The organism is Pigmentiphaga humi, assembly GCF_900606115.1.
GTDB lineage: Bacteria > Pseudomonadota > Gammaproteobacteria > Burkholderiales > Burkholderiaceae_B > Pigmentiphaga > Pigmentiphaga humi.
Window position 1 is genome coordinate 179,015 of sequence record NZ_UWPJ01000039.1, and the last position, 26,122, is coordinate 205,136.

General features: G+C 61.4%; 18 protein-coding genes and 2 pseudogenes. All 20 read left to right on the plus strand.

Going from position 1 to position 26,122, the window contains the following annotated elements; all coding sequences use genetic code 11:
* Positions 1 to 10: 10 nt before the first annotated feature.
* Entirely contained in the window at positions 11 to 6,463 is a 6,453-nt protein-coding gene (locus tag PIGHUM_RS22585) for an SNF2-related protein (RefSeq protein ID WP_124081944.1), read from the plus strand.
* Between the two features lie 10 nt (positions 6,464 to 6,473).
* On the plus strand, positions 6,474 to 6,887 hold the full coding sequence (locus PIGHUM_RS22590) for a hypothetical protein (protein WP_116802419.1): 414 nt from the start codon (positions 6,474 to 6,476) through the stop codon (positions 6,885 to 6,887).
* Between the two features lie 58 nt (positions 6,888 to 6,945).
* On the plus strand, positions 6,946 to 8,508 hold the full coding sequence (locus PIGHUM_RS22595; protein ID WP_124081945.1) for a hypothetical protein: 1,563 nt from the start codon (positions 6,946 to 6,948) through the stop codon (positions 8,506 to 8,508).
* Positions 8,509 to 8,510: 2 nt separating this feature from the next.
* Complete coding sequence (locus tag PIGHUM_RS22600) at positions 8,511 to 9,428, plus strand: hypothetical protein (RefSeq protein ID WP_124081946.1); 918 nt, start codon at positions 8,511 to 8,513, stop codon at positions 9,426 to 9,428.
* Positions 9,428 to 12,508 carry a VgrG-related protein gene (locus PIGHUM_RS22605; RefSeq protein WP_124081947.1) on the plus strand — a complete coding sequence of 1,027 codons (3,081 nt, stop codon included), beginning with the start codon at positions 9,428 to 9,430 and terminating at the stop codon, positions 12,506 to 12,508. Before PIGHUM_RS22600 ends, PIGHUM_RS22605 begins: the two co-directional genes overlap by 1 nt.
* Positions 12,509 to 12,558: 50 nt before the next feature.
* Entirely contained in the window at positions 12,559 to 12,867 is a 309-nt protein-coding gene (locus PIGHUM_RS22610; RefSeq protein ID WP_124081948.1) for a hypothetical protein, read from the plus strand.
* Positions 12,851 to 14,347, plus strand: coding sequence for a hypothetical protein (locus PIGHUM_RS22615; RefSeq protein ID WP_124081949.1), 1,497 nt, complete (start codon positions 12,851 to 12,853; stop codon positions 14,345 to 14,347). The genes PIGHUM_RS22610 and PIGHUM_RS22615 overlap by 17 nt, the downstream gene beginning before the upstream one ends.
* A 3-nt stretch (positions 14,348 to 14,350) precedes the next feature.
* Complete coding sequence (locus tag PIGHUM_RS22620) at positions 14,351 to 15,940, plus strand: hypothetical protein (protein ID WP_124081950.1); 1,590 nt, start codon at positions 14,351 to 14,353, stop codon at positions 15,938 to 15,940.
* 86 nt (positions 15,941 to 16,026) lie between these two features.
* The gene (locus PIGHUM_RS22625; protein WP_116802426.1) at positions 16,027 to 16,407 is read left to right on the plus strand and encodes a phage tail protein; all 381 of its coding nucleotides are present in this window, start codon (positions 16,027 to 16,029) and stop codon (positions 16,405 to 16,407) included.
* Between the two features lie 11 nt (positions 16,408 to 16,418).
* Complete coding sequence (locus PIGHUM_RS22630) at positions 16,419 to 17,336, plus strand: hypothetical protein (protein WP_124081951.1); 918 nt, start codon at positions 16,419 to 16,421, stop codon at positions 17,334 to 17,336.
* 20 nt (positions 17,337 to 17,356) lie between these two features.
* Complete coding sequence (locus tag PIGHUM_RS22635; protein WP_116802428.1) at positions 17,357 to 17,692, plus strand: hypothetical protein; 336 nt, start codon at positions 17,357 to 17,359, stop codon at positions 17,690 to 17,692.
* 33 nt (positions 17,693 to 17,725) lie between these two features.
* Positions 17,726 to 18,826, plus strand: coding sequence for a hypothetical protein (locus PIGHUM_RS22640; RefSeq protein ID WP_124081952.1), 1,101 nt, complete (start codon positions 17,726 to 17,728; stop codon positions 18,824 to 18,826).
* Positions 18,827 to 18,890: 64 nt separating this feature from the next.
* Entirely contained in the window at positions 18,891 to 19,190 is a 300-nt protein-coding gene (locus PIGHUM_RS22645; RefSeq protein WP_124081953.1) for a hypothetical protein, read from the plus strand.
* A 4-nt stretch (positions 19,191 to 19,194) separates the two neighbouring features.
* Entirely contained in the window at positions 19,195 to 19,581 is a 387-nt protein-coding gene (gene avd / locus PIGHUM_RS22650; RefSeq protein WP_222929318.1) for a diversity-generating retroelement protein Avd, read from the plus strand.
* A gap of 298 nt (positions 19,582 to 19,879) precedes the next feature.
* Positions 19,880 to 20,944, plus strand: coding sequence for a reverse transcriptase/maturase family protein (locus PIGHUM_RS22655; protein WP_124081954.1), 1,065 nt, complete (start codon positions 19,880 to 19,882; stop codon positions 20,942 to 20,944).
* 20 nt (positions 20,945 to 20,964) lie between these two features.
* Positions 20,965 to 21,294 carry a diversity-generating retroelement protein Avd gene (avd, locus tag PIGHUM_RS22660; RefSeq protein ID WP_246013442.1) on the plus strand — a complete coding sequence of 110 codons (330 nt, stop codon included), beginning with the start codon at positions 20,965 to 20,967 and terminating at the stop codon, positions 21,292 to 21,294.
* 300 nt (positions 21,295 to 21,594) lie between these two features.
* On the plus strand, positions 21,595 to 22,677 hold the full coding sequence (locus PIGHUM_RS22665; RefSeq protein ID WP_124081955.1) for a reverse transcriptase domain-containing protein: 1,083 nt from the start codon (positions 21,595 to 21,597) through the stop codon (positions 22,675 to 22,677).
* 397 nt (positions 22,678 to 23,074) lie between these two features.
* Positions 23,075 to 23,767 (plus strand): annotated as a pseudogene (locus PIGHUM_RS22670) (tyrosine-type recombinase/integrase); the annotation flags it as partial.
* A pseudogene (locus PIGHUM_RS22675) lies at positions 23,766 to 24,191 on the plus strand (type IV toxin-antitoxin system AbiEi family antitoxin domain-containing protein); the annotation flags it as partial. The pseudogenes PIGHUM_RS22670 and PIGHUM_RS22675, both read left to right, overlap by 2 nt.
* Before the next feature lie 293 nt (positions 24,192 to 24,484).
* Positions 24,485 to 26,098 carry a Fic family protein gene (locus PIGHUM_RS22680; protein ID WP_124081956.1) on the plus strand — a complete coding sequence of 538 codons (1,614 nt, stop codon included), beginning with the start codon at positions 24,485 to 24,487 and terminating at the stop codon, positions 26,096 to 26,098.
* The last annotated feature ends 24 nt before the right edge of the window (positions 26,099 to 26,122 follow it).

A 26,122-nucleotide genomic window follows, 5' to 3' on the forward strand; every position in this document is an offset into this window, starting at 1 on the left:
AAAAGAGAAAATGCTGAACCGAAATTCCCTTGATGATGCGGCTGGCGGTGTGCTGGCCCGCTTGAAGCTGGTGGGGGAGCTGGCCCGAATCAAGGGCGAACTGAACGATGTAGGTGCGGGGCCGGTCGCGGCCATGAAACGTCTGAAGCTGGTTTCGCGCGCGAACCAGATCCGTGCATCGCTTGGTGCGGCAGCACCCCAGGCGAGTGCGGCACCAGAAGCCGCGCCGGTGGTGGAGCCGCAAGCCGCTGCCGCCCCTGAACCGCAACCGGAAGGCGGCCCCGAAGAGGTGCCGGAGCCGCGCAACCAGACTGCGCAGTATTACGAGTTCGACCCGAACCGCAAGCCAGCGCAGCGCAAGAAGGATAACGCCGAGGCCATGGCCCTGCTGGCGCGCATCGACGCGGGCGAGGTGGCCGCGTCCAGCCTGACGCCAGAGGAAAAGCTGGCCCTGGCGAAATACTCCGGCACCGGCGGCGCGCTGATCGGCGCAGACGGCAAGAAGGGAAGCGCCTACGAGTATTACACTCCCAAGCCGATTGCCGAAGGCATTTGGTCGCTCATGGAGGAGCTGGGCTTTGCTGGCGGAAAGGTGCTTGACCCGTGCGCGGGCGTGGGCATCTTTGGTGCCACCGCGCCGCTGAACGCCGCCATCGACGCCGTGGAGCTGAACGAGACTTCGGGCCGTATCAATGGCCTGGTGAACGCTGGCCCAGGCTACAGCGCCACGGTAGCGCCATTTGAGCGAGTGGCCGCTGCAACGCCCGATGAGCAGTACGACGCCGTGGTGACGAACGTGCCGTTTGGTGGCGTGGCTGACCGTGGCGGCAATCAACTGCTGGATGGCCGATACCAGAAAGAGCCGCTGCAAAACTATTTCATCCTGCGGACGCTTGAGAAGCTGAAGCCCGGCGGCCTGGCCGTGTTCATCACGCCGCCCCGGTGCGTTACTGGCAAGGGCAGCAAGGAAGAAGAGCTGCGCGTGAAGGCCAGCTACATGGCCGAGTTCCTGGGGGCGTACCGATTGCCGAATGCCGTGTTCGGCACGGCCAGCGCGGACACAATGACCGACGTGATCGCGTTCCGCAAATACAGCCGTGAAGCCCTGGACAAGATCGCCGAACTTCGGGAGCAATCGCCAACGGCGCTGGTGGATGCCAATGTTCAGTGGCAGCCGTTTATCAATGGCCGGTACTTCGATGGGGAAGGCAAGCGGTTCATCCTGGGTGATTTCGTGCCGAAAGACCCCAACAAGTTCCGCGACGTTGACCGCGTGGTGACGCGCCAGCCCATTTCCGAGATCGCCCGGATGCTCAAGCGCTTCCCTGGCTCGCGCGTTGACTGGGAAATGCTTGGCACGGTCGAAACCACGCCTATCGTGTACCGGGATGGCGACACCATCACGCAATCCGGGCAGACCCTGCAGATGCAGGATGGCCGATGGGTTCCCATAGCCCGCACCGAGAGCAGCGCCAGCATGGCCGAACTGGTCGGCAAGCTGGCAACGCCTTACGCCGCGTTCGAGGGCCGCGTACAGTGGGCCGACGCCGTGCAGTGCGTCGAGCACATGATTGAAACGTCGCAGTCGCTCGATATTCCCGCGTGGCTGCGCGGTGCGGTGGCAGAGGTGCGCCACCTGAAGGATGAGGGCCAGCGGGCGCAGTTCTGGAATGCCGGGGTCGTCGGCATGGCCGCCGATCAGGTTTTTGAAGAGCGCATGGGTGAAGAAACCGGCGTGAACTTCGCCGAAGAATACCCGGCGTTGTCTGATGCCATGCAGCGCGTGTCTGTCACGGCCAGGAAGCGACCGGCGGCCATCGGCGGCAAGCTGCGCGACGGACTGGCCTTCATCGGCAACCACTACCAAAAGAAAACCGGCTTTTCTGCCGTCTGGCGCGGCGACGTGCAGCAGGAAGCGCCTACAGTTGAGATCACTGCCGACGCCAGCTTTGAAGGGCTGCGCTACAAGACGAAATCCATATGGGTGAGCATGGAGGATGCGCGCGCCATCTACGGCGACGGGTTCGACCCATACGCCGATGCTGACTGGTGCGTTTCGCCCGACGGCAAGAGCGTCACGCGCGCCGATGACTATTACATCGGCAACTATGCCGAGTTCCTGCGCCGCGTAGATGCCGACATTGCCAGCGCGGAGAACGAGGACATCCGGGCCAAGCTGCTGCGCCAGAAGATCGACGCCGAAAGCCGAATCGACAGGGTGGACGTATCCAAGCTGTCGTTCAACCTGTTCAGCCCGCATGTCACGCATGAGGAAAAGGCCGAGTTCCTGCGCCGCTTCGTGCATCCGTCCGCCGCTGTTGTGTACGACGAAAAAACCGGCGTAAAGCGCGTGGACATCGACGTGCCGGGCAGCAGGCTGACAGACCGTGAAAAGCTGCTGAATCGCATTGGCGACTACCTGAAGAACGGCACGATCACGCTGGGCGGGGCCAAGCTGGATATGCCGGATGCCCAGGCGCTGCAAGAGCTGCGTCGCATGGTGAATACCGCCAATGAGCAGTTCAACGGCTGGGCGCGCGGCAACCGTGCCGTTATCTCGCGCCTGGAGGCGACCGCCTCTGACCCGGAGCGCCTGCGCTTCCGGCAAGTTGAGGATGAAGCACCCATGCCGATACCGGGCATGAGCGAGGGGTTGACCCTGCACGGCTACCAGAACGCCTATGTGCGCAAGACCAGCCGGGAGTTCGGCGGAATCAACGGGTTTGGCGTGGGTCTGGGCAAAACCTTCACTGCGCTGGCCGCTACGCAGTACGCGCAGAGCATCGGCGTCAAGAAGAAAACGCTGTTCGTCGTTCCCAACTCCGTGCTGTCCAACTGGCGCAAGGAAGCCATGCGGGCCTATTCCAGCACGGATGATTGCCTGTTTGTGGGCCTGCGCATTACCAAGGATGGGCGCGCCACGATCAGTTCCAGCAACTTCGACGCCGACCTGACTGCGGTGATGGAGAACCGGCACAGCAAGATTTTCATGACGCTGGAGGCGTTCGAGCGCATCCGCATGCGTGATGAGACGATCAGCGAGTACGAGACGTTCATGCGCCGGGCTGACGCCAGTTTCTCGGAGAGCATGGACAAGAAGGAAGACGAGCGCGCCAAGAGCAAGCAAGCGGGCCTGCTGTCCATCCTGTCGGGCAAGCGTGGCAGCGCCCCCTACATCGAGGACATGGGCGTGGATAGCGTCGTCTTTGATGAGGCCCACGTTTTCAAGAACTCCGCGCAGACCGTGGACTTCAAGGGGGCCAAGTTCCTTTCGATGTCGCCAGCATCCAAGCGTGGCATCGACGCCCAGGCCAAAGCATGGTTCATTCGCGGGCAATCCCCGCTGAAGGACGGCGTTCTGATGCTGACGGCGACGCCGATCACGAACAGCCCGCTGGAAATGTACGCCATGCTGTCGCTGGCGGTCGGCCATGAGCGCGTGAACGACCTCTGCCTGGGCATCAAGGGCGCCGACAACTTCATGGAAATGATGTGCGTCAAGGAGAACCAGGACGATGTGACCATGGACGGCGTAGCGCGCACTACCGACGTCTTTGTCGGCCTGAATAACGTCGGGGTGCTCCGCAAGTCCATCGGCGAGGTGGCGACCATCAAGAGTGCGGCTGACGTTGGCGGGCAGATCATTGTGCCGGAGCGTGAGGAAAAGCCCACGCCCGTCACGCTGCCTGATGCCGTTGTGGAGCGTCTGAAGCTCTACAAGAGCGCCTTCCGGTACGCCATTGATGAGCTGGCCGAGAAATCGCCGAACCGTGGCGACCCCGAAGCCTACGACCAGGTTGCCCAGCACTTCGGCGAAGAGCTGAACCTGATTGGGCATCCTTTCAACCTCATCAATAAGATGACCATGCTCATTGCTGACCCAGAGCTTGACCAGCGGGCCAGTTTTTATAGCTACCTGTCCACCCAGGCGGACAAGGCCAAGCAGGCCATCGAGCAGTTCAACGCCCGCAAGATCACCGAGGAACGCCCCCGGCCAGGCCCGATGACGGATGAAAGCGCCATTGTCGGGAAGAAGAAGGTGAAGGACTCCGGCGGCAACGAAACCGAACTGCTGAAGATCGAGGTGCGGGCAAGAGCCATTGATGGCGGGCGCGTGGTGATCGACAGCATTGACCCGGACGTGCAGAGCGCATTCGAGGCTATCGCGGACAAGATCGGCCTTGACCTGGACGTGTCCGTGCCGCCCAAGCTGGCCGCCATGCTCGAAAACTTCCAGAACGAGCAGGCCAGTCCGCGTGGCATCGACGCCAGCGGCAAGGCGACCAGCGTGGTCAAGCAGATCGTGTTTTGCGACATCCTGCCGCTGCACAACAAGATCAAGCGCCTTTTGACGCGCCGTGCCGGTGTGCCAAGCAGCGCCATTGCCATTATCACGGGCCGCACCAACAACACGCCGGACGAAATCCTGGCCGTTCAGGACGGCTTCAACGGCGTGGGCGAGGACAGCAAGTATCAGACGGTGATCGCCAACGAAAAGGCGGAAGTCGGTATCAACCTTCAGAAAGGAACGCAAGCGATTCACCACCTGACCATCGGATGGACGCCGGACAGTCTGGAGCAGCGCAACGGGCGCGGTGTTCGGCAGGGCAATGCGACCGAGCGAGTGAATCTCTACTATTACGATGCTGACGGCACCTTTGACACCAGCAAGCGTTCCATGGTGAACAAGAAGGCTGACTGGATTGGGCAGGTTATGGACGTGAACGGAACCGGCAGCGTGTCCGTGGCTGGCGGGCTGTCCAGGGAGCAGATGGAAGCGCTCATTGATGTGGTGGGCGACGTTGACGCCATGCGCCGGATGCAGGAGACGATTGCCGCCAAAGAGGCCGAATCGCGGGCCTCCAGCAACCGCGACCGGCAAATGATCAACCTGGATACCATCCGCAAGCAAAATACCTTCCTGAACGACAACCGGGCTGCCGATAGTTTCGTGATTCGCAAGATCATCGGCCTGTTCGGGCTGGAAAGGCAGGCCGACAAGCTGCGGGATCGTATTGCCAACCCGAAGGCAACGGCTACCGCTGTTGCTCGCAATGAAAGCCTGCTGGCCGAGCTGATGGCAAGCATAGGCGGCCTGCGGCGCCAGATCGAGGAATCGGCCACGCTGCACCGCTCGCAATGGAGCGGAGGCGGGCAAACCAGGGAGCCTGCGACTCTGGATAGCTTCTTTGCTGCTGTGCGTAGCGGTAAGAAGCAGAAGGATGATGATATTGAGGCCATGCTGCGCGGGCGCTCTTACCCGTCGTTCGGGCTTGAGATTGTCGAGGGCGGCCCGATCACCAACGAATGGCAGGCTGAAGTCGATATGGCGGAATCCATGATCGAAGAGGCCAAGGCCGCGTTCGCCCGCCAAGCCGAGGAAGCGGGTGGATACCCCGCTGACGTGGCCGAAGCCATTGCCCGAGGCGATGGGGTTGTCTACAACGGCAAGCCGCTGACTCACGGCACGTTTGTGCGCGTGGCTGGTGGGCTGGCGGTGCTGGCGCTTGAGAATGGCCGCCCGCGCGCCTTCGGTCGATCTATGGACGGCTCGCCGCTGGCGGCGGATACGTCGGCAGTTATGGCCGGGGAGTGGATCTATCGTGGCACGGCTGGCTACGACTCGTGCCTGACGGACGCGGCGCAGATCGAAGACATAATCAACGGCGATGGCCGGATTGAAAACGGCTTCAATACGGTCGTGCCGGAGGTGGCGCAGCGCCGTAAGGTGGAGGCGCTGGCCGCTTATCGGGTGTTCGAGTATCGCTTGCCGCAGCCGTACTTCCCGTATGTGGTTGTGCCGACAGATGCCGACAAGTCGGAGGTGCAGCGCAGCATCTTTGAGTCGCAGAAGGCCGTGGTTCGGTCGTTCGATGGGGGTTCTTTCGTCGTGGCGGGCGACGTGGCCGTGGAGCGGGCGAACAGCCGTTCGGATGATCGGTTCAAGCTGCTGCGCGAATACGCTGTTGCCCATGGCATGAAGCTGACCGTGGCCGACTTTGACGGTAGCCCTATGTGGGTGCAGCGGCAGATTGAGGAAACGGTTACGGTGGACGCCCTGAAGGCTGCGCTGACCGGCAACACTGAGCACGACATTCGTGAGCAGGCCGCCGCGTTCGTTCGTGGCGCGACGGGCTGGTTTGACTGGGAAGGGAAGGATACCAGCGACTACCTGCCGTATGAGTTCCGCATCGCCATTGTCAACGCCGGGCGCAAGGCCATGGCCGGAACCGAGCAGCCTTCCAGCCAGTCGCCCAATGACGTGGTGGGCATCCGGGGCAACACCATGGCCTGGAAAGACACGATCAAGAGCTGCGCCGTTCGCGCGGGAGCAGGCAAGTACAAGTGGGATAAGCGCTCTCTGTCATGGAACGTGTACCGTTCCACCTGGGATTACCTGGTTGCCAACTACCCCAAGGCGGCAGAGCAACTCGAATTGATCGGCGCGACCCGTTCACTGTAAGGATTGAGACATGGCATACACCGAATACAAGTTCGACAAGGAAGCAATCAAGAGCCTGGTGGCCGAGCGCGCCGCCGCCCTGCGCGCCAACCGGGGGTTTTCCAACCTGCTGGCGTTTGGGCTGGGTGTCGTGGCCGACCGCCTGAACAAAGATCCGCGCCGCTACCGGGATTACGGCCCCTATTGGTGGGCGCTCAAGGACGCCATGAAAGCCGGTGGCTACAGCCTGGGCGACCAGACTGACCCTCTGGTGAAGCGGGTATACCAGGGCGATAGCGAGGCGGAAACGCTCATCATGGCCGATGAGTTCCGCACCGAATACCTGAAAACGCACATGGTTTATGCAAACCAGTTCCAGCTTGATGCGGGTAGCGCGGACTTTTATGAGCTGTTCGACGCGGACATGGAGTTTCCGGCAGCCTAAAGCGTAGGGCGGAAAATCAGGCGGGGGCATCGTTGCGGCAGAACATACTCTGTTCCGCATGGACGATACCCCCAACACCGCCGATTCGACACGGCCAGGCTTCCTGGCCCGCCTTGGCCTGTCGCGCAAGCGATGGCAGTCAACGCACGTCGCGCCATCCAGAGAGATTCGGGCTTCCGATACGCACCTGTACGGAGCCGGAACAACCACGGTCGCCTCCTTGCTGGGGTCTGGAAACCGTGGCGCACGGTCGCGCCAGATAATCTACGAGAAGTGGATGCGCATGGAGGGCGACCCGATCATCAGCAGCGCATTGCAGTTGCTGGTGACTTCGGCGCTGGGCGGCCATGAAACCAGCGGTGACCTGGTGTTCGTTGAAAAAACAGCAGAAGCGAAAAAGGACAAGCGCCTTGCTGCTATCGCCGACGAGGTTTCCGCAAAGCTGTCGCCCCTGTTCAACCGGGTGGCTTTTCAGATGGCCTACACGGGGTCGGCTTACGGCGACTCCTACGCTCGAATCTATACCGACGCCACCGGCGTTGTGGATCTTCACTCTGACGAAATGGTGCGTCCGCAGTTGGTGCAGCCATTCGAACGTGGGAGCCGTACCATCGGCTTTGCCGTGTCCATTGGTGAACGAAACTTCGAGCGCCTGGACGTGACCCAGCTCGCGCGTCTGAAGATGCCGCGTACCCAGTGGATTCCGCAGTTCGGCGTAGTCGAGAAGTCGCTGAAAGTCGCCCTGAAAGAGAACAATATCGACAACCTGCCTATCATGCCGAGCATGGTGGGCGGCTCGATGCTCTACAACGCCGAAGAACCCTATGACAACTTGTCGGCATCGCTGCTGGGCCTGGTGGGGCAGCGGTGGATGGATTCGATTGATGAGCAGATGGTGGCCGTCAACCTGGAGTCCATGACGCTGGAGCAGCAAGAGCGGTTCGTGGAGTCGGTAAAGGGCATGCTCATGGCGTCGAAGAAGTATGCCGAGCAGGCAGTGACACGGGGTCGCCCGATCATGGAGCGCATCCGGCACATCATCCCGGTCTTCAATGAGAAGCAACTGACGAATATCGGCCCCGGCAACGGCGGCCAGACAGGCCGCGCCGCGACGATCAGCATTGAGGACGTGCTGCTGCATGCTCGCTTGCTGTCCGGCGCCCTTGGCGTCGATCTTTCCATGCTGGGCTTTGCCGACCAGCTTTCCGGTGGCCTGGGCGAAGGCGGCTTCTTCCGTGTGTCCGCGCAGGCGGCGGAGCGCGCGCGGGTCATCCGCGTGGCGCTGTCCGGCTTCTTCCATCACGTTATCGACATTCATACTGCCCGCCGTTATGGCGTGGTGTTCCATGAGAGCGAACGTCCTTGGGAAATCAACTTCTTTGGCTCCATATCCGCCCTGGAGGCAGAGAAACAGCGCACCCGCACCGATTCCATGAACTCCGGCATGCTGCTTGTGCAGTCCATGCAGATGCTCAAAGAAATGGGGGCTTCCAAGGACATCATGGCCGAGTTTCTGGCAAAGACCATGCTTCTGGACGAAGACCAGGCCGCGCTCTACGCCACCATCGTGGACGCCAAGCCGCAGGGTAACGACATGGGCGGGTTCGGCGGGGGGATGTAGGCATGTCCTTGTATAACAACGTCGCGGAAAGCCTGTCGGGCGGAAGCCTGATTGGTTCGATTCGCACCGGCATGAACGCTGCCCTGGGTGGAGTTGCTAATTCAGCCGCCCAGGCCATGGGTGGCGGCCAGGTGGCGCAGACGGTCGCCAAGATGGGGCAGAGCGCAGCGGTCAATGCCGCCGTGAACGTCGTCAACAAGCATGTTCCCATGCAGGCTCAGCGCGCCGTCAATTTGGGAACCGGCGTGGTGGGCGACATCATGCGCGGCGACTGGGATGGCGCGGGCATGCGCGTCCTGAACTCCGGCATCCTGAATGAAATGCTGCCAGGGTTTGGCGGCGGCATCATGGCGCAAACCGCCTACTGGGGCGGCGCTACGCCGCTGCTGGGCGGCATCAGCCCGAGCGAAGCCAAGCGCATCTACGACGAAGTGCGCGGAGAGCGGCTTTCCAAAAAGAACCTGTGGCTGCTGGAGGTGACAAGCAGGCTGGGCGGCGGCGGCATGAACATGCCAGACCGTTTCAACCTGTTCGCTACCGAGGTCGAGTATTCGCCCTTCATCATGGCGGGCGACAAGGTGCGCGTAGGCGGTTCCGTGGTCGATGCAATTCAAGGCACGGAGCCTGTCGAAATGCGTATGACGACGCTTGATGATGAGGCCGGTTCAATCAAGCGGTGGTTTGCTGCGCACCATGGCGCCGCGTCCGCGCGCGACGGCACCGTTGGCGAGCCGGATTCCTACGCCATCACCGTCAAGGTGGTTCATTCATTTATTACGGCTGCAAGCAACCGGGGCGGATACGAGGACATCGGCCTGTTCCGGCCGGTCAACCTGGACGTGGCGCTTTCTCGTAGGGAAGACGGGCTGCAAGAGGTGCAGATGACGTTCTCGCAGCTCGATACTTTCATGAGGCCGTGATGGCATTGAAGCATGACGCCCAAGGGTTCCTGGTTGGCGACCCTATCGACTTGAGCGCCCTGGTGGCCGAATGGGCTGGCATCCGTGAGGACGTGCGGGCCATTCGCCAAGCGGTGCTTGGGATTGAGCAGGCCATGAGCCGCATAGCGCCGGAGTCCACGCCGGTGGCGGTGGCTGTGCCTGGTCGCAGCACCGGCCTTGAGGAAGCCGACCCGGCTGTAAAGGCGCTGTCTGAAGTCGCGCAGCCGGTGATCTCCATCCAGCCGGTTGAGAGCGCCAGCGCGCCAGTGCAGCACCAGCAGCCAGAATCTGCCCGCCCTGCGCCATCGGTGGCGTCCGCTCCAGCCGCGTCCAGAGACGTGCGGCAGATCCCCGTTTTGTTGCGTACACCGGCCACGCCGCAGGCGAATGCAGCCAGGGGCGGGCGAGAGGGGGCGGCAGATGCCGCCGTAAACCGGGTGGTCGCCGAGCTGCGCGCCACGCGGGCGGCAACGCTACGCGCGCCGGTGGAGCCGCCGCGCCGGGATGGTCGCGGTAGGTTCGTGAAGGGGCAGGAAGCCAATCAGTCGAAACCCGGCCAGCGCCCCGATGGATCTTCGCCACGCGAAGAGGAAGAGCAGAATGAAAGCCTGGTTCGGTCGCTGACTGACCGTGTGACTGGAGCGGTTCGGGAGGCCAGCACCGGCCTTGAGGAAGCCGACCCGGCTGTAAAGGCGCTGTCTGAAGTCGCGCAGCCGATGGCCCGTGGATTCGAGCTGATAACGGGGGGCGGCGACCAGCAGAAAAAGCAGGAACGCTGGCTGCGCCGCATCTTCAACACGCTGACCGGCTCCCGGAAAGAGCAAGGTCTGTTCAACAAGATTGCGGCCAAACGCCTGAAGGCCATCGAAGAGAAGCCGGTGCCAGACGGCGACAGCATGGGAATGAGCTTCATTGGCGGGCTGCTGGGCTTGCTGGGCGGCCTGTTCGCAAAGATTCCCGGCATTGGCAAGCTGCTGCCAGGTGTCGCCGGTGCCGCTGGCGCGGCGGGCGCTGCGGCAGGCATGGGGAAGGCCGCCAAGGGCGGCGGCATTGGCCGCATGCTGCGCCGCGTTCCGATTCTGGGGGCGCTGATTGGCGGTGCTGGCCTTGCCTACGACCTCTACAGTTCCGAAAACGACGAGACTTTGACGCGCCGAGATAAAGACCGGCTGGCCGGGCGCGGAACCGGGAGCCTGGCCGGTGCCGTGGGGGGTATGTGGGCTGGCGCAAAGCTGGGCGCTGCCGTAGGCGCCCTGGGTGGGCCTATTGGCGCTGCGATTGGCGGCGTGGTGGGTGGTGCTGCTGGCCTGTTCTTTGGCGACAAGGCCGGGCAGGTGGTGGGCGAAACGGTGGGCGGCTGGGTGTCCGACCTTCGGGAAGCCGACATTGGCGGGATGATCGCCCAGAAATGGGATGCGGCTGTCGAGCGTTTCAGCTCCAAATGGGATGAGGTTTCGGGCTGGTTCAGCTCGAAATGGGATGAAGTTTCGGAGCGGTTTACGTCCAAATGGGATGAAGTGTCCGAACGCTTCAGCTCCAAGTGGGATGAGCTGACCAAGGGCTTGCAGAGTAAGTGGGATGGGCTGGTTGGCGACCTGAAGGGTCTGTGGGGCGACATCACCAGCGCAGCCGATGATGCGTTTGATTGGGTGAAGAGCAAGGGCGACCAAGCCAACGACTACATCAAGTCCGTTACCGGCGTGGACGTGAAGGAAACCGCCAGAACTGCCGTGAACAGCACCAGAGAGGTGGCTGCTACCGCAATCGCATCAGTCAGGAGCGCAGGCAACGCGGCCAATGAGGTAGTAAAGGACTGGACTGGTGTGGATGTGAAAGCATCTGCCGGTCGCGCCGTGACTGCGGCCAAGGATGGCGCTGCCTGGGTGGGTGATAGGGCGACGGCTGCCAAGGATTGGGTGCTCGGCAAAACATCCAAACTATTCGAGTCTGGGAGCGGGGGCGCTGGAACGGTGTCTACAGGGCGCGGCGACCACGGCGGCGCATCCTATGGAACCTATCAGCTCGCATCGAATACAGGAACCCTGAAAAAGTTTCTTGACTCAACCTCTTATGGCGAGCAATTCAAGGGCATGACGCCCGGAACCAGAGAGTTCAATGACAAGTGGAAACAGGTTGCCAGGGATGACCCGAATTTTGGCGATGCCCAGCATGAGTTCATCAAGCAGACACATTTTGACCCACAGATTGAGAGGCTGAATAAGGCCGGGATTGACCTGTCTGGTCGTGGTGCCGCCGTAAAGGATTCCGTATGGAGCACGTCAGTCCAGTTTGGTGGAAACAGCAGCCTGATCGAGAAAGCCCTGGCTGGACGCGATGTTGAGAAAATGTCGGATTCTGAAATCGTGTCCACTATTCAGGACTACAAGATTCAGAATAACGATAGGCTTTTCGCAAGCTCTTCAGATGCAGTGAGAAGGGGAACGCTTAATCGCGCGCATCAAGAGAAAGAGCGCCTTCTTGAGCTTGCCCAGGCCGATATTCAGGCGCGGCCTGACGAGCGATCTACCCTTGCCGCATCGACAGGGGAGGCGCTTTTGGCTGCCGCAACGCCAGCGGAGCACCCTGTTCAAGCTGGGGGTGGAGTTGAGGCCAGTCCGCGAAATGAGGGCGGAGGGCGCGAGGGTGGAGAGCGGGCGCTAGCAGTGGCGCAGGGCGAGGGTACGACGGGGCCGGTTTCCGCTGGGTCGTCTGCGCCCGCGTCGTCGCCATCGACCACTGCTCCAATGGCATCGCCGGAAGTGGCCGCTGTCGCGCCGCCTGCGGCCCCGGCGGCTCCCGTAGTTGCCAGTGCGACCATGCCAGAAGCCATCAGCCTGGCCGCCCCCGCCGCGCCGGTGGTGGCCGTTGCATCCGTTCCAGCGGTTCCGAGCGCCCCCACCATGCCACCTATCGCTGACGCGCCGCCGGTGTCCGTGCCAATGGCGTCCGGCGATACGCGCAAGCCCGTGGCCGTGGTTTCTGCGCCGACCGAGGTGGGCCAAGACTTGCGTGAGCGCGGTATTGCGCACATTGCCACCGGCGGGCTGGGCAAGGGCTAAACGGAAAACTGACCGCTTCCTGGTGCTGCCTGAAGTCTACTCTTTCCAGCATGGCAAAGATCAATGGAAACGACGTTCAGGGGATGGTTCGCCACTGGCTGAATACGCCGGTTGGCGGCTATCTGGGTTCTGACTATGGACAGGACACGAAATCACTTTTGCAGCGCCCGCATGCTGATGGCGCTGCTGATTCGTTCCTGGCAAAGATGCGCAGCGACGTTCCGGTGCTGGAGGCTCTGCCTGTCGGTTCGCTGAACCTGTACGGGGTTCCGTCTGCCCCAGACCGCCTTGACCTGGTGGTGGAGGTCTTCGGCCAGGCCATAGAAATTACCGGAGGGGTCAATGCTAACCAAGGCTGATTTCCAGAAGGCTATCCGCGACTCGATCAATGCGTATCCGAATGTCGCGCCGCTTTTCCAGGCGGGCGATCCTCGCATCATGCAGCACCTGGACGCCATGGCGACCATGCTTTCCATGTTGTCGGCCCAGGTGGAGACGGCCCAGGCCGAGCCGTTCGAGAAGGCGCGGGATTCAACCGTTCTGGCAGACGCCGCCATGCGCGGCATTGTGCGCAAGGGCAAGCCCGCGCGCGTGAGGCTGCGGGCCGTCAATACGGGCAGCGACCCTTTCACCGTGGAGTCCGCGCGGACGCTGCTGGATGCTTCGGGCCTGGCTTGGCGCGTAGAGACGGCGGCGACGGTCGAGCCTGGCGGTTCGGCGACCTTTGAGGCCAGCCAGATCAGCTCAACCCGTGTGCGGCACATTGTCAGTGGAACGGAGCCGTTCTACGCCATCCAGGTTCCGGCGCCGGGCGATGACTCGTATTTGTGCGCGATTGCTGTCAGTGATGTTGATGGCGCCTTTGAGCACCGCGACCGCTACGTGAATACCGATGTTGATGAGCGGGTGTTCCACGTCGAGGCCGACGATCAGCAGCGCGTGTACGTGCGCTTCGGCTTTGATGGTGTCGTGGGGGTGCAGCCGAAGGATGGCGCGGAAATCGACCTGACCGTGTTCTATACGGCGGGCGAGGTTAGCCCGGCCTACGGCAGTCCGTTCTCTTTCGAGTACCTGGGCGCGCCCGCCGAGGCCGCCATCACAATGAGCATGGATGCGCTGTTGGTGGCAGGGCAGAACCCCATGCCCATGGCCGTGCTGCGCGACCTGGCCCGCTATCCGTCCGTCTATGACAACAACGCAGTGTTCCTGGGCGAGTTCGATTTTCTGGTGCGGCGCAAATTCCCGACTTTGAAATTCCTATCCGTCTGGAATGAGTCCGCAGAGGAACAGGCGCGCGGCCCGAGTTTCGACAACATCAACGCCCTGTTCGTGGCTTGCCTGTCGAGCGACGGCGGTGAGCAGGTGCGCCATGAGGATGACCCTGGTACGCCGGTCGCCCCACTGGTGATCGAAGGCGATTCACTGACCGCCACCCAGCAGGAAATAAAGGCTGCCATCCTGGCCGCCGACGACAGCTACCGGGTGCATTTCTTCACGCCGGTGCGCTCGAAGATCCGCATGACCATCAATGCCCGTGTGTCCACGTCCTATGTGGCGTCCGACGTAAAGGAGAAGATCACCGAGGCGCTGCTGGCGGAGTTCGGCCAGGATTCGGCGGCGGCCCGGCGTGGGCGTCAGCGCCCGCTGTACCAGCGCGTCTACGCGCTGCTGCGCAAGAAGGTTCAGGCGCTGTCCGATGGTGAGGCGGACTTGACCGTGAACATCGTGGAGCCGGAATCGCTGCTGGCGCGGCCAGAAATGTGGCGCTACCTCGATCACGACACGCTGGCCGTGAACGTGGAGACGGTCAACATCGTTACGCCGTCCTGGGGCGGGTAGGCCATGGGTTCCTTCGACTTCTCAAATGCCGAGCTGCCGCGCCTGCTGCCGCTGGAAAACAGCTATGCGGAGAACGGCGTCGAAGCCGACCTCAAGCAGCTATTCCTTGACCTGTTCAACCAGCACCTGGCGGCGGACACGTTCGACGTGAACGTGCTGGGTGCCGCGCACCTTGGCAGTTTCGACTTGGTGCGCCGGGCGGTAAACACCGATGGTTTGGTGCTGATGCAGGGCGACCGTGAAGAGGCGGCTACCCGCTACTTGTACCGGGCCTGGAAGTCGGGCGATGTTCAGGGGCGCGGGCTGCACTTCCTGCGCACGTACCTTCAGATGCTGTTCCCGAATCTGTGTCAAGTCGATCAGCTTTGGCACGACAAGAACATGCCGTACCCGACCGGGCTGTATTCGTCCAAGCCCCGGTTTTCGTGGTGGCTGCACCAGCTTGGTGAGCCGGGCCTGAAGCTGGACGGTTCCTGGGGTGTTGGGCGACGCATCCAGGATGCGGACGAAAGTCGCGCCGACCGCGAGGTCGATACCGACAATATGTATCTGACCAGCCGCGTGGAAATCGTGCTGGACTTCAGCGTGAACGTGCGTTCGGTGGCAAGCCTGATGCACATTATCCGTTCGGTGATACCGGCGCGCTTGCTGCCGCTGTTCCGATTCTGGCTGACTTTCGTGCTGCACCTGGAGATCCTTGCATCGTCCAGCCTGTTCATGGAAAAGAACGCCAAGATGCGTTACCCGTGGTGCGGGCGCGTCATTGGCGAATCCGATGATGTCCGCTGGAAACTGGGCCGCGACGGTGAGATGGTAAAGCTTGGCCTGCCGTTCGGCACCTTCCGCCTGGGCGAGATTCGAGGCGGCAAGTCGGTGTGGCGGCTGAAAAGCTGCCGCATCGAAAGCGACCTGCTGATGGAAAGCCACGCCAGCGCGTCCGCCTACCGGCTGCCCACGATTGGAGAAAAAGACCGGCGACTGGACGGCACCTGGCGGCTGGGTGGGCGGTCGATATACGTGGGCAGCCGTGCGCTCATGCAGAAGCGCGTCAACATGGATGTTCCCGCTGACCTGCTGACGACATTCCACGAACACCACCAGATCAAGTATCCGGCCAACCCCGCGCGTCTGGGCGCGCGTGTGCGCCTGTCATCCTGGCGTCGCCTGGATGGCCGCTGGAAAGTGGGCGGCCTTCTGGCTCCGCGTCCGTTCGGCTTCACCCTGGAGCGCGGCGAACCTTTCCTGATTGAAAGCAGCACGACCATGGCATCCGAGGCTTCTATGTGGGCCTTCCCGGAGCGCCTGACGCGCGCGGCGGCAACGAAGGTGACAGGCACACCGCGCCAGCTCAATGGTTCCTGGTACTTGGGCGCAGAGAACAAGCTGGGGCGCTTCCGGCTGAATGGCCGCCGCCTGCGGGCCATGAAGATGACCAAATATCCGCGCCTGGGCCACTTCAAGGTGGCCGCCGACATACCGGGCGAAGAACAGTATGTGTCCGGCACCGTCCGACGCCTGCGCCTGGATGGTGGGTGGCAAATCGGCAGCCCAGCGGCACCCGAGTTCACTTTTGAGGCGTTCAAGGTGGGTTAACCCTCTTGGATTCGGAAAATGCCGCCGTTTCGGGCAGTTCCGGGCAGCAAGAATGGCTGGCATCACGACGTTCTAGGAGGACTGGCATGGCCGAAGCCGTGGTAGCCAATATTTATCGCCGCCGCATCGCCGCTCGCATGGCCGGTGGCGCAAACATCGCGCCCATTGCCTTTATGGCGTTCGGCGACGGCGGGCATAACGCGGACTTGACGCCGAAAGCGCCGTCCGCCAACGCCACTTCACTGAATAACGAGATTCTGCGCAAGCCGCTGGCGGCCATCACGCAAGAAGACCTGTATTCGGTAACGGGCAAGGGGGCGATTGAAGCCAATGAGGTTGTCGGTGCGGGAATTTCCGAAGCGGCCCTTATTGACGCCAATGGAAACCTCGTCGGCTTGAAGACGTTTGCGCCGAAGTTCAAGGAGAACGACGAGCGTTACGAAATCAGTATCAAGCTGCGCTTTTAAGGAGCCTTCAAATGGCATTGCCCCACCCGAAAATTACCCCGCTTCCCAACAATGAACCCGACGCGGTTCCTTCCCTGTGGAACACCCGCTATGACGAGATTGATGCGAACTTCGCTGATCTGGATGGCCGTCTTGTCGCTCGTGAAAATGAACTGAACGCGGCGCGCGGCGGGAAAGCGAATCTTGGCATCCGCCTGAATGAACTGGAATCCAGTGTGTCCGGCCAGTCGGAGGAGGCCGACAACAACAAGATCGCCGTTTTGCTCTTTGCGCTGCAACAAGCAGCGCTGGCAAATTCAGGCGTCAACACCCTGAAGACGGTCGCCCAACAGGAAGGCGAAATCGTCATTACGAACCGTGGCCTGATTCGCGGCTGCGCGGCCAGCAAGTCCACGACCGCCACGCGGAACCTGAATTTCACCGATGGCGCCTGCTTTGCGCAGGGCCGCGCGTTTGCCGTCAGCGGCACCGATAACGCGGCCAGCGTTCCCAGCAATCCGTCCGGCTCTTCCGTCACGGTGCGCGCGTATCTGTTTCAGGATGCCAACGGCTCGTGGCGGCCCGCAGTGACGCCGGTCGGCACCGACGTACCGGACGGCGCTATCACGCTCTACCAACTGACCATCCCCGCCGGTAATACCGACGCGACAGACCCCAATTTGAGCGGCGTCACGCTGACCAGCGTGCGCCGGTTTGAGCCGCAGTTCCCTCTGCTGCTCGATAGCCCGCCCACTCAGACGGTCGCCATCAACACCCTTGGCGCTTCCGACTACCAGCTTGCGTTCGATGTGGTGTCCGCTCAAGGCGCGCCCTGCGGCGCTGACGCCGTGGTTGCGCATAGCCGCGCCACCAATGGCTTTTCCATTGAGCTGCACAGCGCAGCAGATAACGTGCGCCTGCGCTGGAAGCTCTCGCGCTTGAGCAACTAACCCCCTCGAAGGAGAAAACAATGGCACGTATTCAATTGAAGCAGCCCGGCCAGGCCGTGGCTGATTTTGCGGTGGACGGCCACGTCATCACCGTGGCCGGTGTCCTGGTGGACTGCCGCGAATTGCAGCAGGACAGCATGCAAGTCGTTGAGGTGCGCCAGTCCGGCAGCACCGCCCATATCGGTGGCGATGGCGCGTACCTGGCGCACATCGTCATTCCGGCCCGCGTCTACGAAGAGATTCCGGTCGAAGGCGGCGAGGAAGACGAGGGCGAAGAGGGTCAAGGCGTCGAGCGCGTGGCCCAGGAGCTTGACCCCAACGCCATCGAAGTAACCCTCTGGCCCCTGGCGAACTGATCGCCAGGGTAGCCGCAACTATTGGAGAAATTCATGCCCAGCATTTACGTGAAAGACGAGCTACGCGCATCCGTCGAGGCCGCCAGCGGCGGCAAGCAGACCATCCTGTATACCGCCGGTGGACAGCCGTCCATCATGAACGTCGTGCCGAAGTTCAATCTGGAAGACATTGATGTCAGCCTTGGCACCGGCGTCCACCCCGCATTCATCGTCGGTGGCGTCGAGAAAAGCGAGCTTTTCATCGGCGCGTATCAGGGAATCATCAAGAACGGTGAGCTGGTTTCGCTGGCCGGTGTTGACCCCAGCGCCTCCGCCAATCACGACACATTCGTGAATGCAGCGCGGGCAGCCGGGCCTGGCTTTCACCTCACCACGAATGCGGAGTACGCCGCGTTGGCCTTGTGGTGCCAGAAAAACGGTTTCCAGCCGCGCGGCAACAGCAACTACGGTCGCTCCCACGAAGCCACGCACGAAACTGGCCGCCGTCAGGATGGTGGCACCCCCGGCGCCATCAGCGGCACCGCCCGCACTTTGACTGGCTCCGGCCCCGCATCGTGGCGTCATGACAATACCCCGAACGGTATTTCCGACCTGTGCGGGAATATCTGGGAATGGTCGCCTGGCATGCGCTTGATGGACGGTGAAATTCAAGTCATCCCCAACAACGACGCTGCGCTGCATACCACTGACTTGGCGCGTACTTCCAATGCCTGGCGCGCTATCCGCGCAAGCGACGGCGCCCTGGTGGCTCCCGGCACCGCTGGCACCCTCAAATACGACGCCTCAAGCCCGACCGGCGGCAGCATCGTCCTTTCCGACGCCATTACCAACCGTCTGGGCGAGCTGGGCGACGACGCGAACTCCGGTAACTCGGCGTCCGGTGCGCTGAAGAGCATGACGGCCAAGGCTGGCATGAATGTTCCTGCCATCGTCAAGGCGCTGGGCCTGTATCCGGCTGTGCCTGAAACGATGAAAAGCGACAGCGCCTATATGCGCAACTATGGCGAACGTCTTCCGTATCGTGGCGGCAACTGGAGCAGCGGCGCGGTTGCCGGGGTGTTCGCCGTGTACTTGAACAACTCGCGGGGCTACTCCAGCTCGGGCTTCGGCGGTCGGCCCGCTTTTGTGATCTGAAATCTGTGGTGTGCAATCTGATGGGGTGGGCGGTAGCACGCCCCATTTAAACAGGAGCTTTGCAATGAATATCACGCATCTTGAGCATGCGGTCGTCACGCTCATCGTTCAGGCGCTATTTGGCCTTGCGTTCGGGAACTGGTTTATCGGCGGTGTAATGGCTTGCTGCTGGTGGATGGGCCGCGAACATGCGCAAGCTGAAGATCGCTGGGTTGGCCGGTTCGGCCAAGGCCGCCGCGCGAACATGCCATGGTGGGGCGGCTTCGACCCGAAGGCGTGGCATATGGACGGCCTGCTGGATTGGGTTATTCCGATTGTCGTGGCCATTGTGCTGTACGTGGTTTCGCTGGTGATCGGAGCATAGGCTTGTGTCGGAGCAGGTTGAGCAGGTTCAGAAAAACGATCTGTTAATTCGCCAAAAATGCGAAGCGATGATCGCTTATGGATATACGGTGCTGCGCCACTTCCCGAAGGTCGAGCGCCATGTGCTGGGCGCGGAGATTCGCACGACGATGTGGGCGCTATTGCGGCTGATCGTGGTGTGCAATAAGCGCTATCACAAGAAAACGACCCTTCAGGAACTGGACGCAGAGCTTGACCTGCTTCGGTCACAAATCAGAACCGCAAAGAACCTTGGCTATCTGGACTTCGGCAAGTACGAAAACTGGGCCAAGCTGAACGACGAAATAGGCCGCATGGTAGGCGGCTGGGTCAAATCCATCGCCGGAGACGGCGGCGGTGGGGGTGTGCGTTGAAAACGACGTCTTCCGTATCGTGGCGGCAACTGGAACAACGGCGCGAATGCCGGGGTGTTCGCCGTGAACTTGAACAACTCGCGGGGCAACTCCAACACGAACATCGGCGGTCGGCCCGCTCTTGGGGAAAGTCAGAAGCGCCAGGCTCACGGGCCTGGTGACAGCACACCCCTCAAAAGGACGCATATCCCCCGGCAACAGGAATCCTGAAGCCGAAAGATTAAACAGGCGGCCCTAGACAGTAGCTTTGTAAGCGACCCCTAGCAGCCGCCGCCCTTCGGGGCTGGTTTGTGGTGTTATGGCTAAGACGTACAGCAACATTTATCCAGAGATTTACAGCTTCGAGGCTCTTCACGCGGCCTATATCCGCGCCAGGCGCGGCAAGCGTGACAGAAGGGAAGTTCAGCAATTCGAGCTTGACCTTGAGGGCAACCTGATTCAGCTCCAGAACGAGCTGATCTGGGGCATGTATAAGACGGGACGGTATCGAACCTTCGAGGTGTATGAGCCGAAGCAAAGGACGGTGGCCGCGCTGCCGTTCCGCGACAGAGTGGTTCAGCATGCGCTGGTGGCGGCCATTGAGCCGATCTGGGAGCGGCGGTTCATCCATGACAGCTTTGCGTGTCGGCCCGGCAAGGGGACGCATCGCGGCGCCGACCGCGCCCAGCAGATGCTGCGCAAGGTGAAGCGGGAGCACGGCCATGTCTACGTGCTGAAAGCTGACATCGCCAAATACTTTTACTCCATCGACCACGGCATCCTGAAACGCTTGCTGCGCCGTCGCATCCGGTGCAAGCGGACGCTGACGCTACTGGATAGCATCATCGACTCGACGGCGGTGCCGGGCGACCCGAATCCGGTTGGGCTGCCCATTGGGAATCTGACATCGCAGCTTTTTGCAAACCTGTATCTGCATGAGCTGGATGAGTTCGTGAAGCACGGGCTGCGCGAAAAATACTACGTGCGCTACATGGATGATTTCATGATTGCCAGCCACGACAAGGAGCACCTGCACCGGCTCCGGGCGAAGATCGAGGCGTTTCTGTGGGATACCTTGCGCCTCAAGACGAATGCGAAAACCCAGGTGTTCCCGGTTGGTGAGCGCCGTGGCCGCGCGCTGGATTTTCTTGGCTACCGGATATGGACGACACACCGGCGTATCAGAAAAAGCTCAATTTCTCGCATGTCGCGGACGCTCAAGTACCTGCGCAAGCGATACGCAGCGGGCAAGGTTGAGCTGTCGAAAATCCGCGAGTCCGTCGTTTCGTGGATTGCCCACGCCAGCCACGCGGAAACCTTCGGCCTGCGCAACAAGCTGCTGGCCAGTGTTTCATTTAGCCGCAGCGAGGGTAGGGAGCCGTGAGCGACGCACACATGAGGCTGATGACCAAGCTGGAAGAGCTGGACGCATACACGCATACCGTGCTTCACCAGTTCCCCAGGATAGAGCGCCACCTGTTGAGTGCCGAAATGCGGGGAGCCATGAACAAGGTGATGCGACAAGTGGTTGTGGCCTGGAAGCGCAAGCAGAAGTCAGCCGCGCTTTTCGATCTGGACGTGGAGGTAGAGGTGTTTCGCGGCCTCATCAGAAAGGCCCACCGGCTTGGCTATATCAACACCGAGCGTCTTGAGGTGTGGATGCGCCATACGAATGAAATAGGGCGGATGGTCGGTGCCTGGATAAAGAACGAGGGAGGGAAGGCCATGCAATAGCGCCTGCACCGTCAAAGAAATGGGCATGGGCTTATTCCGGCGGCAATTGGGGCAACGGCGGCAACGCTGGCCTCTTCCATCTCAACGTCAACAACGGCGCGGAGATCTCCAACCCGATCATCGGTGGTCGTCTCGCAAACGATTCAGCCAGAAGGCGGGCAGCTCACGGGCTGCCGTCCAGCGCTTTTCCTTTGGGGCCTGTGTCCTGACCATGTTGTCAAAGATGAACAGGACGCCACGGCCAGTATCCGGCAAGCCGGAGAACGTGGTGGCGTCTGCACCCACCCCAACAGGATTCTCATGCCGAAGACCATCACCGGCCTATGGCCGCACGTCACTCAATTCGATAACCTTCACCGCTCCTACCTTGAGGCCCGCCGCAGCAAGCGATACCGGCCAGACGTTTTGCAGTTCACCGAGAGCCTGGAAGCCAACCTGTTCGATATTCAGGATGCGCTGATCGACAAAACCTGGGCGCCCGGCCCGCAGCGCGAATTTGTTGTGCGGGAGCCGAAGCTGCGCGCCATCCAAGCGCCGCCGTTCGCTGATCGCGTGGTGCATCACGCCCTGGTGGGCGTCGTCGGCCCGCATTTTGAGCGCCGGTTCATTTCCGATTCATACGCCTGCCGCCAAGGGAAGGGAACCCAGCGCGCGGTCGCGCGTGTGCAGCACTTCCTGCGGGTAGCCAAGCGCAACCATGGCGACGGGATCTACGTCATGCAGGCCGACATCAGCAGGTATTTCGCCAGCATCCGGCATGACGTGCTCATGCGTGAGGCCGCGCGCGTCATTTCCGACCCGGACGTGCTCTGGCTGTGGCGGCGCATCGTGGCGGGCTACGGTCACGAGAACGGCGTGGGCTTGCCGGTGGGTGCGCTGACCAGTCAGCTCGGCGCGAACATCGTTCTGAACAGGCTCGATCACGTCGCCAAAGATGATATGGGCCTGCGGCACTACGTCCGTTACATGGACGACTTTATTGCCGTTTTGCCTACCAAGCATGCAGCCCAAGAGGTTATGCAGGTGATGGAGGCGGTGGTAGGTGATCTGGGCTTGCATCTGAATCCGAAGACGGCTGTTCATCCGTGGCAGCGTGGCGTGGACTTCTGCGGATACAGAATCTGGCCGACGCATATCCTGCCGCGCAAGAGAAACATCAAGCGGGCGCGCGCAGACTTCCGGGATCTGGCAAGCCAGTTCTATCACGGAGAGGTGGAGCTGGAGCACGTTCGCCAGAGGGTGGCGTCGTTCTTGGCGTATGCGAAACACTGCAACGCGCAGCGCACAGTGGAGGGCGTTCTGGGCGACTTGGTGCTTGTGCCTGGCTTACGTGGTATTGTTGCCGCAAATGCAGGAAATAACAGGCAATTTGTATCAAGATAATATGATGGTACGTGTGCTGGTACGAATCCCGCAGAGAGCAATAAAACCTTTACAAATCAAGCCACTACAAAGCATGAAACAATAGAGTGGGAGTGAATTTAGGTCCTTTGAGGACTATCGCCAGCTATCGGAAAAACTGCCGTAACGTGTTGATTTAGAACGAAATACGTTACGGCAGCTTCGGAGGCTATCGCCGACCAGCAAAAACGGTTGACGGTAGAGCTGACGGTAAGAATTGAGGCGGAATTAAGACACTCTCGTTCACTATTCAGACTTTTTACCGTCTTTGACGGTAAAAATCTCCTCAGGAAAGCTTATTTCATGCGGCTTTCCGGGCATCAGCGGGTCTCCTGGTCCCTGACAGTAAAAGCCGTCAAAAAAGCAGGAGAAAACCTCGATGCTGACCGACACTGCGCTGCGCAACCTGAAGCCTAAGTCTTTGACTTATAAGGTTTCTGACCGGGATGGGATGTACGTGACGGTATCGCCCTCCGGTACCGTCACCTTCCGCTACGACTACCGTCTCAACGGCCGCCGCGAGACCCTGACCATCGGCCGCTATGAGCCAAGTGGCATTTCGCTGGCGATGACGCGCGAACTGCTCTTGGAGGCGCGCAAGACCGTTCTCCAGGGCATATCGCCCGCGCTGGAGAAGCAACGCGACAAGCGCCGGGTTCGCGCCATCAAGACCTTTGGCGCGGCGATGGAGACGTACCTCACCCATACAAGATGGGCCGACAGCACCCGCGCCGTGCGCAAGCACATCATCGACCGGGACATCCTGCCGGTCTTCCAGAATCGCCTGCTGACCGAAATCCAGGCCGAAGACCTCCGGATCTTGTGCAACAAGGTCAAGGAACGAGGCGCACCGGCCACCGCGGTTCAGATCCGGAACATCGTGAAGCAGGTCTATGTCTATGCCACCGCCCACGGTGAAAAGGTAGCCAACCCCGCCGACAGCGTGGGGGCGGCCTCGATCGCCACCTTCGTACCGAAGGGCCGCTCCCTGTCGCCGCTGGAAATCCGGCTGACGGTGCAGCAATTGGAGTCCGTGGCGACCTATCCGGCCATCAAACTGGCGCTGCGCTTGGACGGCAGGGCGTTTGCCGGATTGGTTTACCGAACGTTTCCCGGCCGAGTACCACCGCAAGCGGCTGTTCGATGAGCAGCCGGATGCCTTGCTCCACGCCGGCCCATTCGAGAAGCGCAACGGGGCGCCGCAGGTATCGGCGCCAGAGCGCGCATTATTGGAACTGTTGAGCGAGGTTGGGGTGCGTCAGCCCTTGCAGGAAGCACGCGAACTCGTTGAGGGTGCGTACAGCTTACGCGCCGACGTGTTGGGCGAGTTGTTGCAGCACTGCACGAACGTCAAGACCGTGCGGCTGTGCCTGCAACTCGGGCGCGAGGCGTCATTGCCTTGGGCGGCCAAGCTCGACCCGGCCACGCTGCCGACGGGCAGCGATAGGCCTTGGGTGTCTCGCTCGGCCGATGGCCTTTTGGTGCTCAAGCCTTGAATCAGACCGATGCGAGGAAGCTCGCTGAGCAAGGAGAACGGCTGGCTGCTCAGTTGCCGGAGAACGCGGAGGTGCCTGTGTTGTAGTCAACGGGCGAGGGGCGAAGGTGCCCTTGTTTTCTGCCTCTTGGGCGTTTCAAGGGCTTGGAGAATGCTCCAAATTGGCTCAAAATTATATTTGAGCAATATTGTTGTTTTTTAATCGTTTTGAAGCGCCTGTAATCCCTAGTGGAGGGACTATGGGCGTTCATCATCATTTTTGAGCAGGCAGAAGCCGTTTTCAGGAGATGCCTCATGATTGATATACCTTCAGAGCCGATCGGCGCCGCTTGGCTAGCGCACGCCTATGACGTGCGGCCCCTGGGCCGCCCCCCTGTGACAAGCCAGGTGGGAGGCCGGCGCGCCACGCGGGTGGACGAGGGGTTCCGTCTGGAAACCTATACGGAGGCGATGCGGCCGGCCGCCGATCCAGCCGCACATCTACAGTTCCATTTGCGGCATGAGGTTCCTCATCTGGAGTTCCTGGCCCGCCTCTTTGAGCGGACCGGGCCGGACTTCGTCCAAGCCTGGGTCACGGCCGAACCCACTGGCCAATATGCCCGCCGGGCGGCATTCCTGTACGAGTGGCTGACGGGACAGACACTGGAGGTGCCGGAGCGCCTGGGCGGCAACTACGTCGATGCCATTGATAGTGCCAAGCTGGTCGCGGCTGCTGCCGATCGGGCCATCAAGGTGCAGCGCTGGCGGGTGAACGACAACCTGCCTGGCACTCGGCACTTTTGCCCCATGGTGGTCAAGACTGACGTCGTGACTCGTGCCTCTGGGCTGGACGTGCCGCACCTGTTCCGAGCATTGAAGGCCGAGTTTGGCGAAGACCTTCTGATGCGGGCGGCGGTGTGGATGACCCTGCGGGAGAGCAAGGCCAGCTTCGCCATCGAAGGCGAGGCCGATCGGGTGGGGCGCGTGCAGCGTTTTGCGGACGTGATGGCACGGCGTACCGGGCAGGGCGAGTTGCCGCTGAGCGATGCGGTGTTGGCCGAGCTGCAGCGGGACATCCTGGGTGACCGGACAACGATCACACGCTTCGGTGTACGCCAGTCGCCCGTGTTCGTTGGCGAGACAGTGCGGTACCACGAGGTCGTGCACTATGTGGCGCCTCCGGCCGAGGACGTCGCCGCGATGCTGGATGGGCTACGAGTGTTCCTGGAGAGAACACAAGGCCAGTCGTCCGCGATGCGCAGCGCGGTAGCGGCCTTCGGCTTCGTCTACATCCACCCCCTGGCCGATGGCAATGGCCGCGTGCATCGGTTCCTGGTCAATGATGTCCTTCGCAGAGACGGAGTGACCCCGGACCCCGTGATACTGCCCATATCGGCCGTGATCACAGACGACGTAGGTGAGCGGCGAGGCTACGACCAAGTACTGGATCGGGTGTCCAAGCCCTTGGTGCAGGCTGTTCGTGATCAGATTGCCTTCGAGCCGCTGCAAACTACGTACCCGGACGGCGTGGTGTCGAACTTCGCTTTTTCTGCCACGGAACGGGCCAGACCGCTGTGGCGCTATCCCGATCTGGGGCCTCACGTGGTGTTTCTGGCCAACATCATCGGCCGGACTTTGACCGAGCAGATGCGTGAGGAGTCGCGCTACCTGCGCAGCCATGCACGGGCACGTGTGGCGCTAAAGGAAGTGGTCGAGATGCCCGACCCGCAGGCGGATAGGGTGCTGCGGTCGCTGGAGCAGAATCGTGGCGAGCTCAGCAATGTGCTTGCCAAGGAAATGCCGGTGTTGCTGCAGCCCGGGGTGTGGGCGGAGATTGTCGAAGCCGTTTCGCGGGTTTATCAGGAGGGTGGCGCTGCGGACGGTGCGGTGGTCGAGCGCTATCGTCCAGAAAAACCAGTGGGGCGCTGAAGGTGGGTCTATAGCTTTGCGCCA

Bases quoted from the DNA above. Each gene is read 5' to 3' on its own strand.
- PIGHUM_RS22680 (WP_124081956.1), top strand. From the start codon at position 24,485: ATGATTGATATACCTTCAGAGCCGATCGGCGCCGCTTGGCTAGCGCAC.
- PIGHUM_RS22595 (WP_124081945.1), top strand. From the start codon at position 6,946: ATGGACGATACCCCCAACACCGCCGATTCGACACGGCCAGGCTTCCTG.
- PIGHUM_RS22635 (WP_116802428.1), top strand. From the start codon at position 17,357: ATGGCACGTATTCAATTGAAGCAGCCCGGCCAGGCCGTGGCTGATTTT.
- PIGHUM_RS22665 (WP_124081955.1), top strand. From the start codon at position 21,595: ATGCCGAAGACCATCACCGGCCTATGGCCGCACGTCACTCAATTCGAT.
- PIGHUM_RS22585 (WP_124081944.1), top strand. From the start codon at position 11: ATGCTGAACCGAAATTCCCTTGATGATGCGGCTGGCGGTGTGCTGGCC.
- PIGHUM_RS22640 (WP_124081952.1), top strand. From the start codon at position 17,726: ATGCCCAGCATTTACGTGAAAGACGAGCTACGCGCATCCGTCGAGGCC.
- avd (WP_246013442.1), top strand. From the start codon at position 20,965: ATGACCAAGCTGGAAGAGCTGGACGCATACACGCATACCGTGCTTCAC.
- PIGHUM_RS22600 (WP_124081946.1), top strand. From the start codon at position 8,511: ATGTCCTTGTATAACAACGTCGCGGAAAGCCTGTCGGGCGGAAGCCTG.
- PIGHUM_RS22645 (WP_124081953.1), top strand. From the start codon at position 18,891: ATGAATATCACGCATCTTGAGCATGCGGTCGTCACGCTCATCGTTCAG.
- PIGHUM_RS22615 (WP_124081949.1), top strand. From the start codon at position 12,851: ATGCTAACCAAGGCTGATTTCCAGAAGGCTATCCGCGACTCGATCAAT.
- PIGHUM_RS22625 (WP_116802426.1), top strand. From the start codon at position 16,027: ATGGCCGAAGCCGTGGTAGCCAATATTTATCGCCGCCGCATCGCCGCT.
- PIGHUM_RS22630 (WP_124081951.1), top strand. From the start codon at position 16,419: ATGGCATTGCCCCACCCGAAAATTACCCCGCTTCCCAACAATGAACCC.
- PIGHUM_RS22655 (WP_124081954.1), top strand. From the start codon at position 19,880: ATGGCTAAGACGTACAGCAACATTTATCCAGAGATTTACAGCTTCGAG.
- PIGHUM_RS22605 (WP_124081947.1), top strand. From the start codon at position 9,428: ATGGCATTGAAGCATGACGCCCAAGGGTTCCTGGTTGGCGACCCTATC.
- PIGHUM_RS22610 (WP_124081948.1), top strand. From the start codon at position 12,559: ATGGCAAAGATCAATGGAAACGACGTTCAGGGGATGGTTCGCCACTGG.
- PIGHUM_RS22590 (WP_116802419.1), top strand. From the start codon at position 6,474: ATGGCATACACCGAATACAAGTTCGACAAGGAAGCAATCAAGAGCCTG.
- PIGHUM_RS22620 (WP_124081950.1), top strand. From the start codon at position 14,351: ATGGGTTCCTTCGACTTCTCAAATGCCGAGCTGCCGCGCCTGCTGCCG.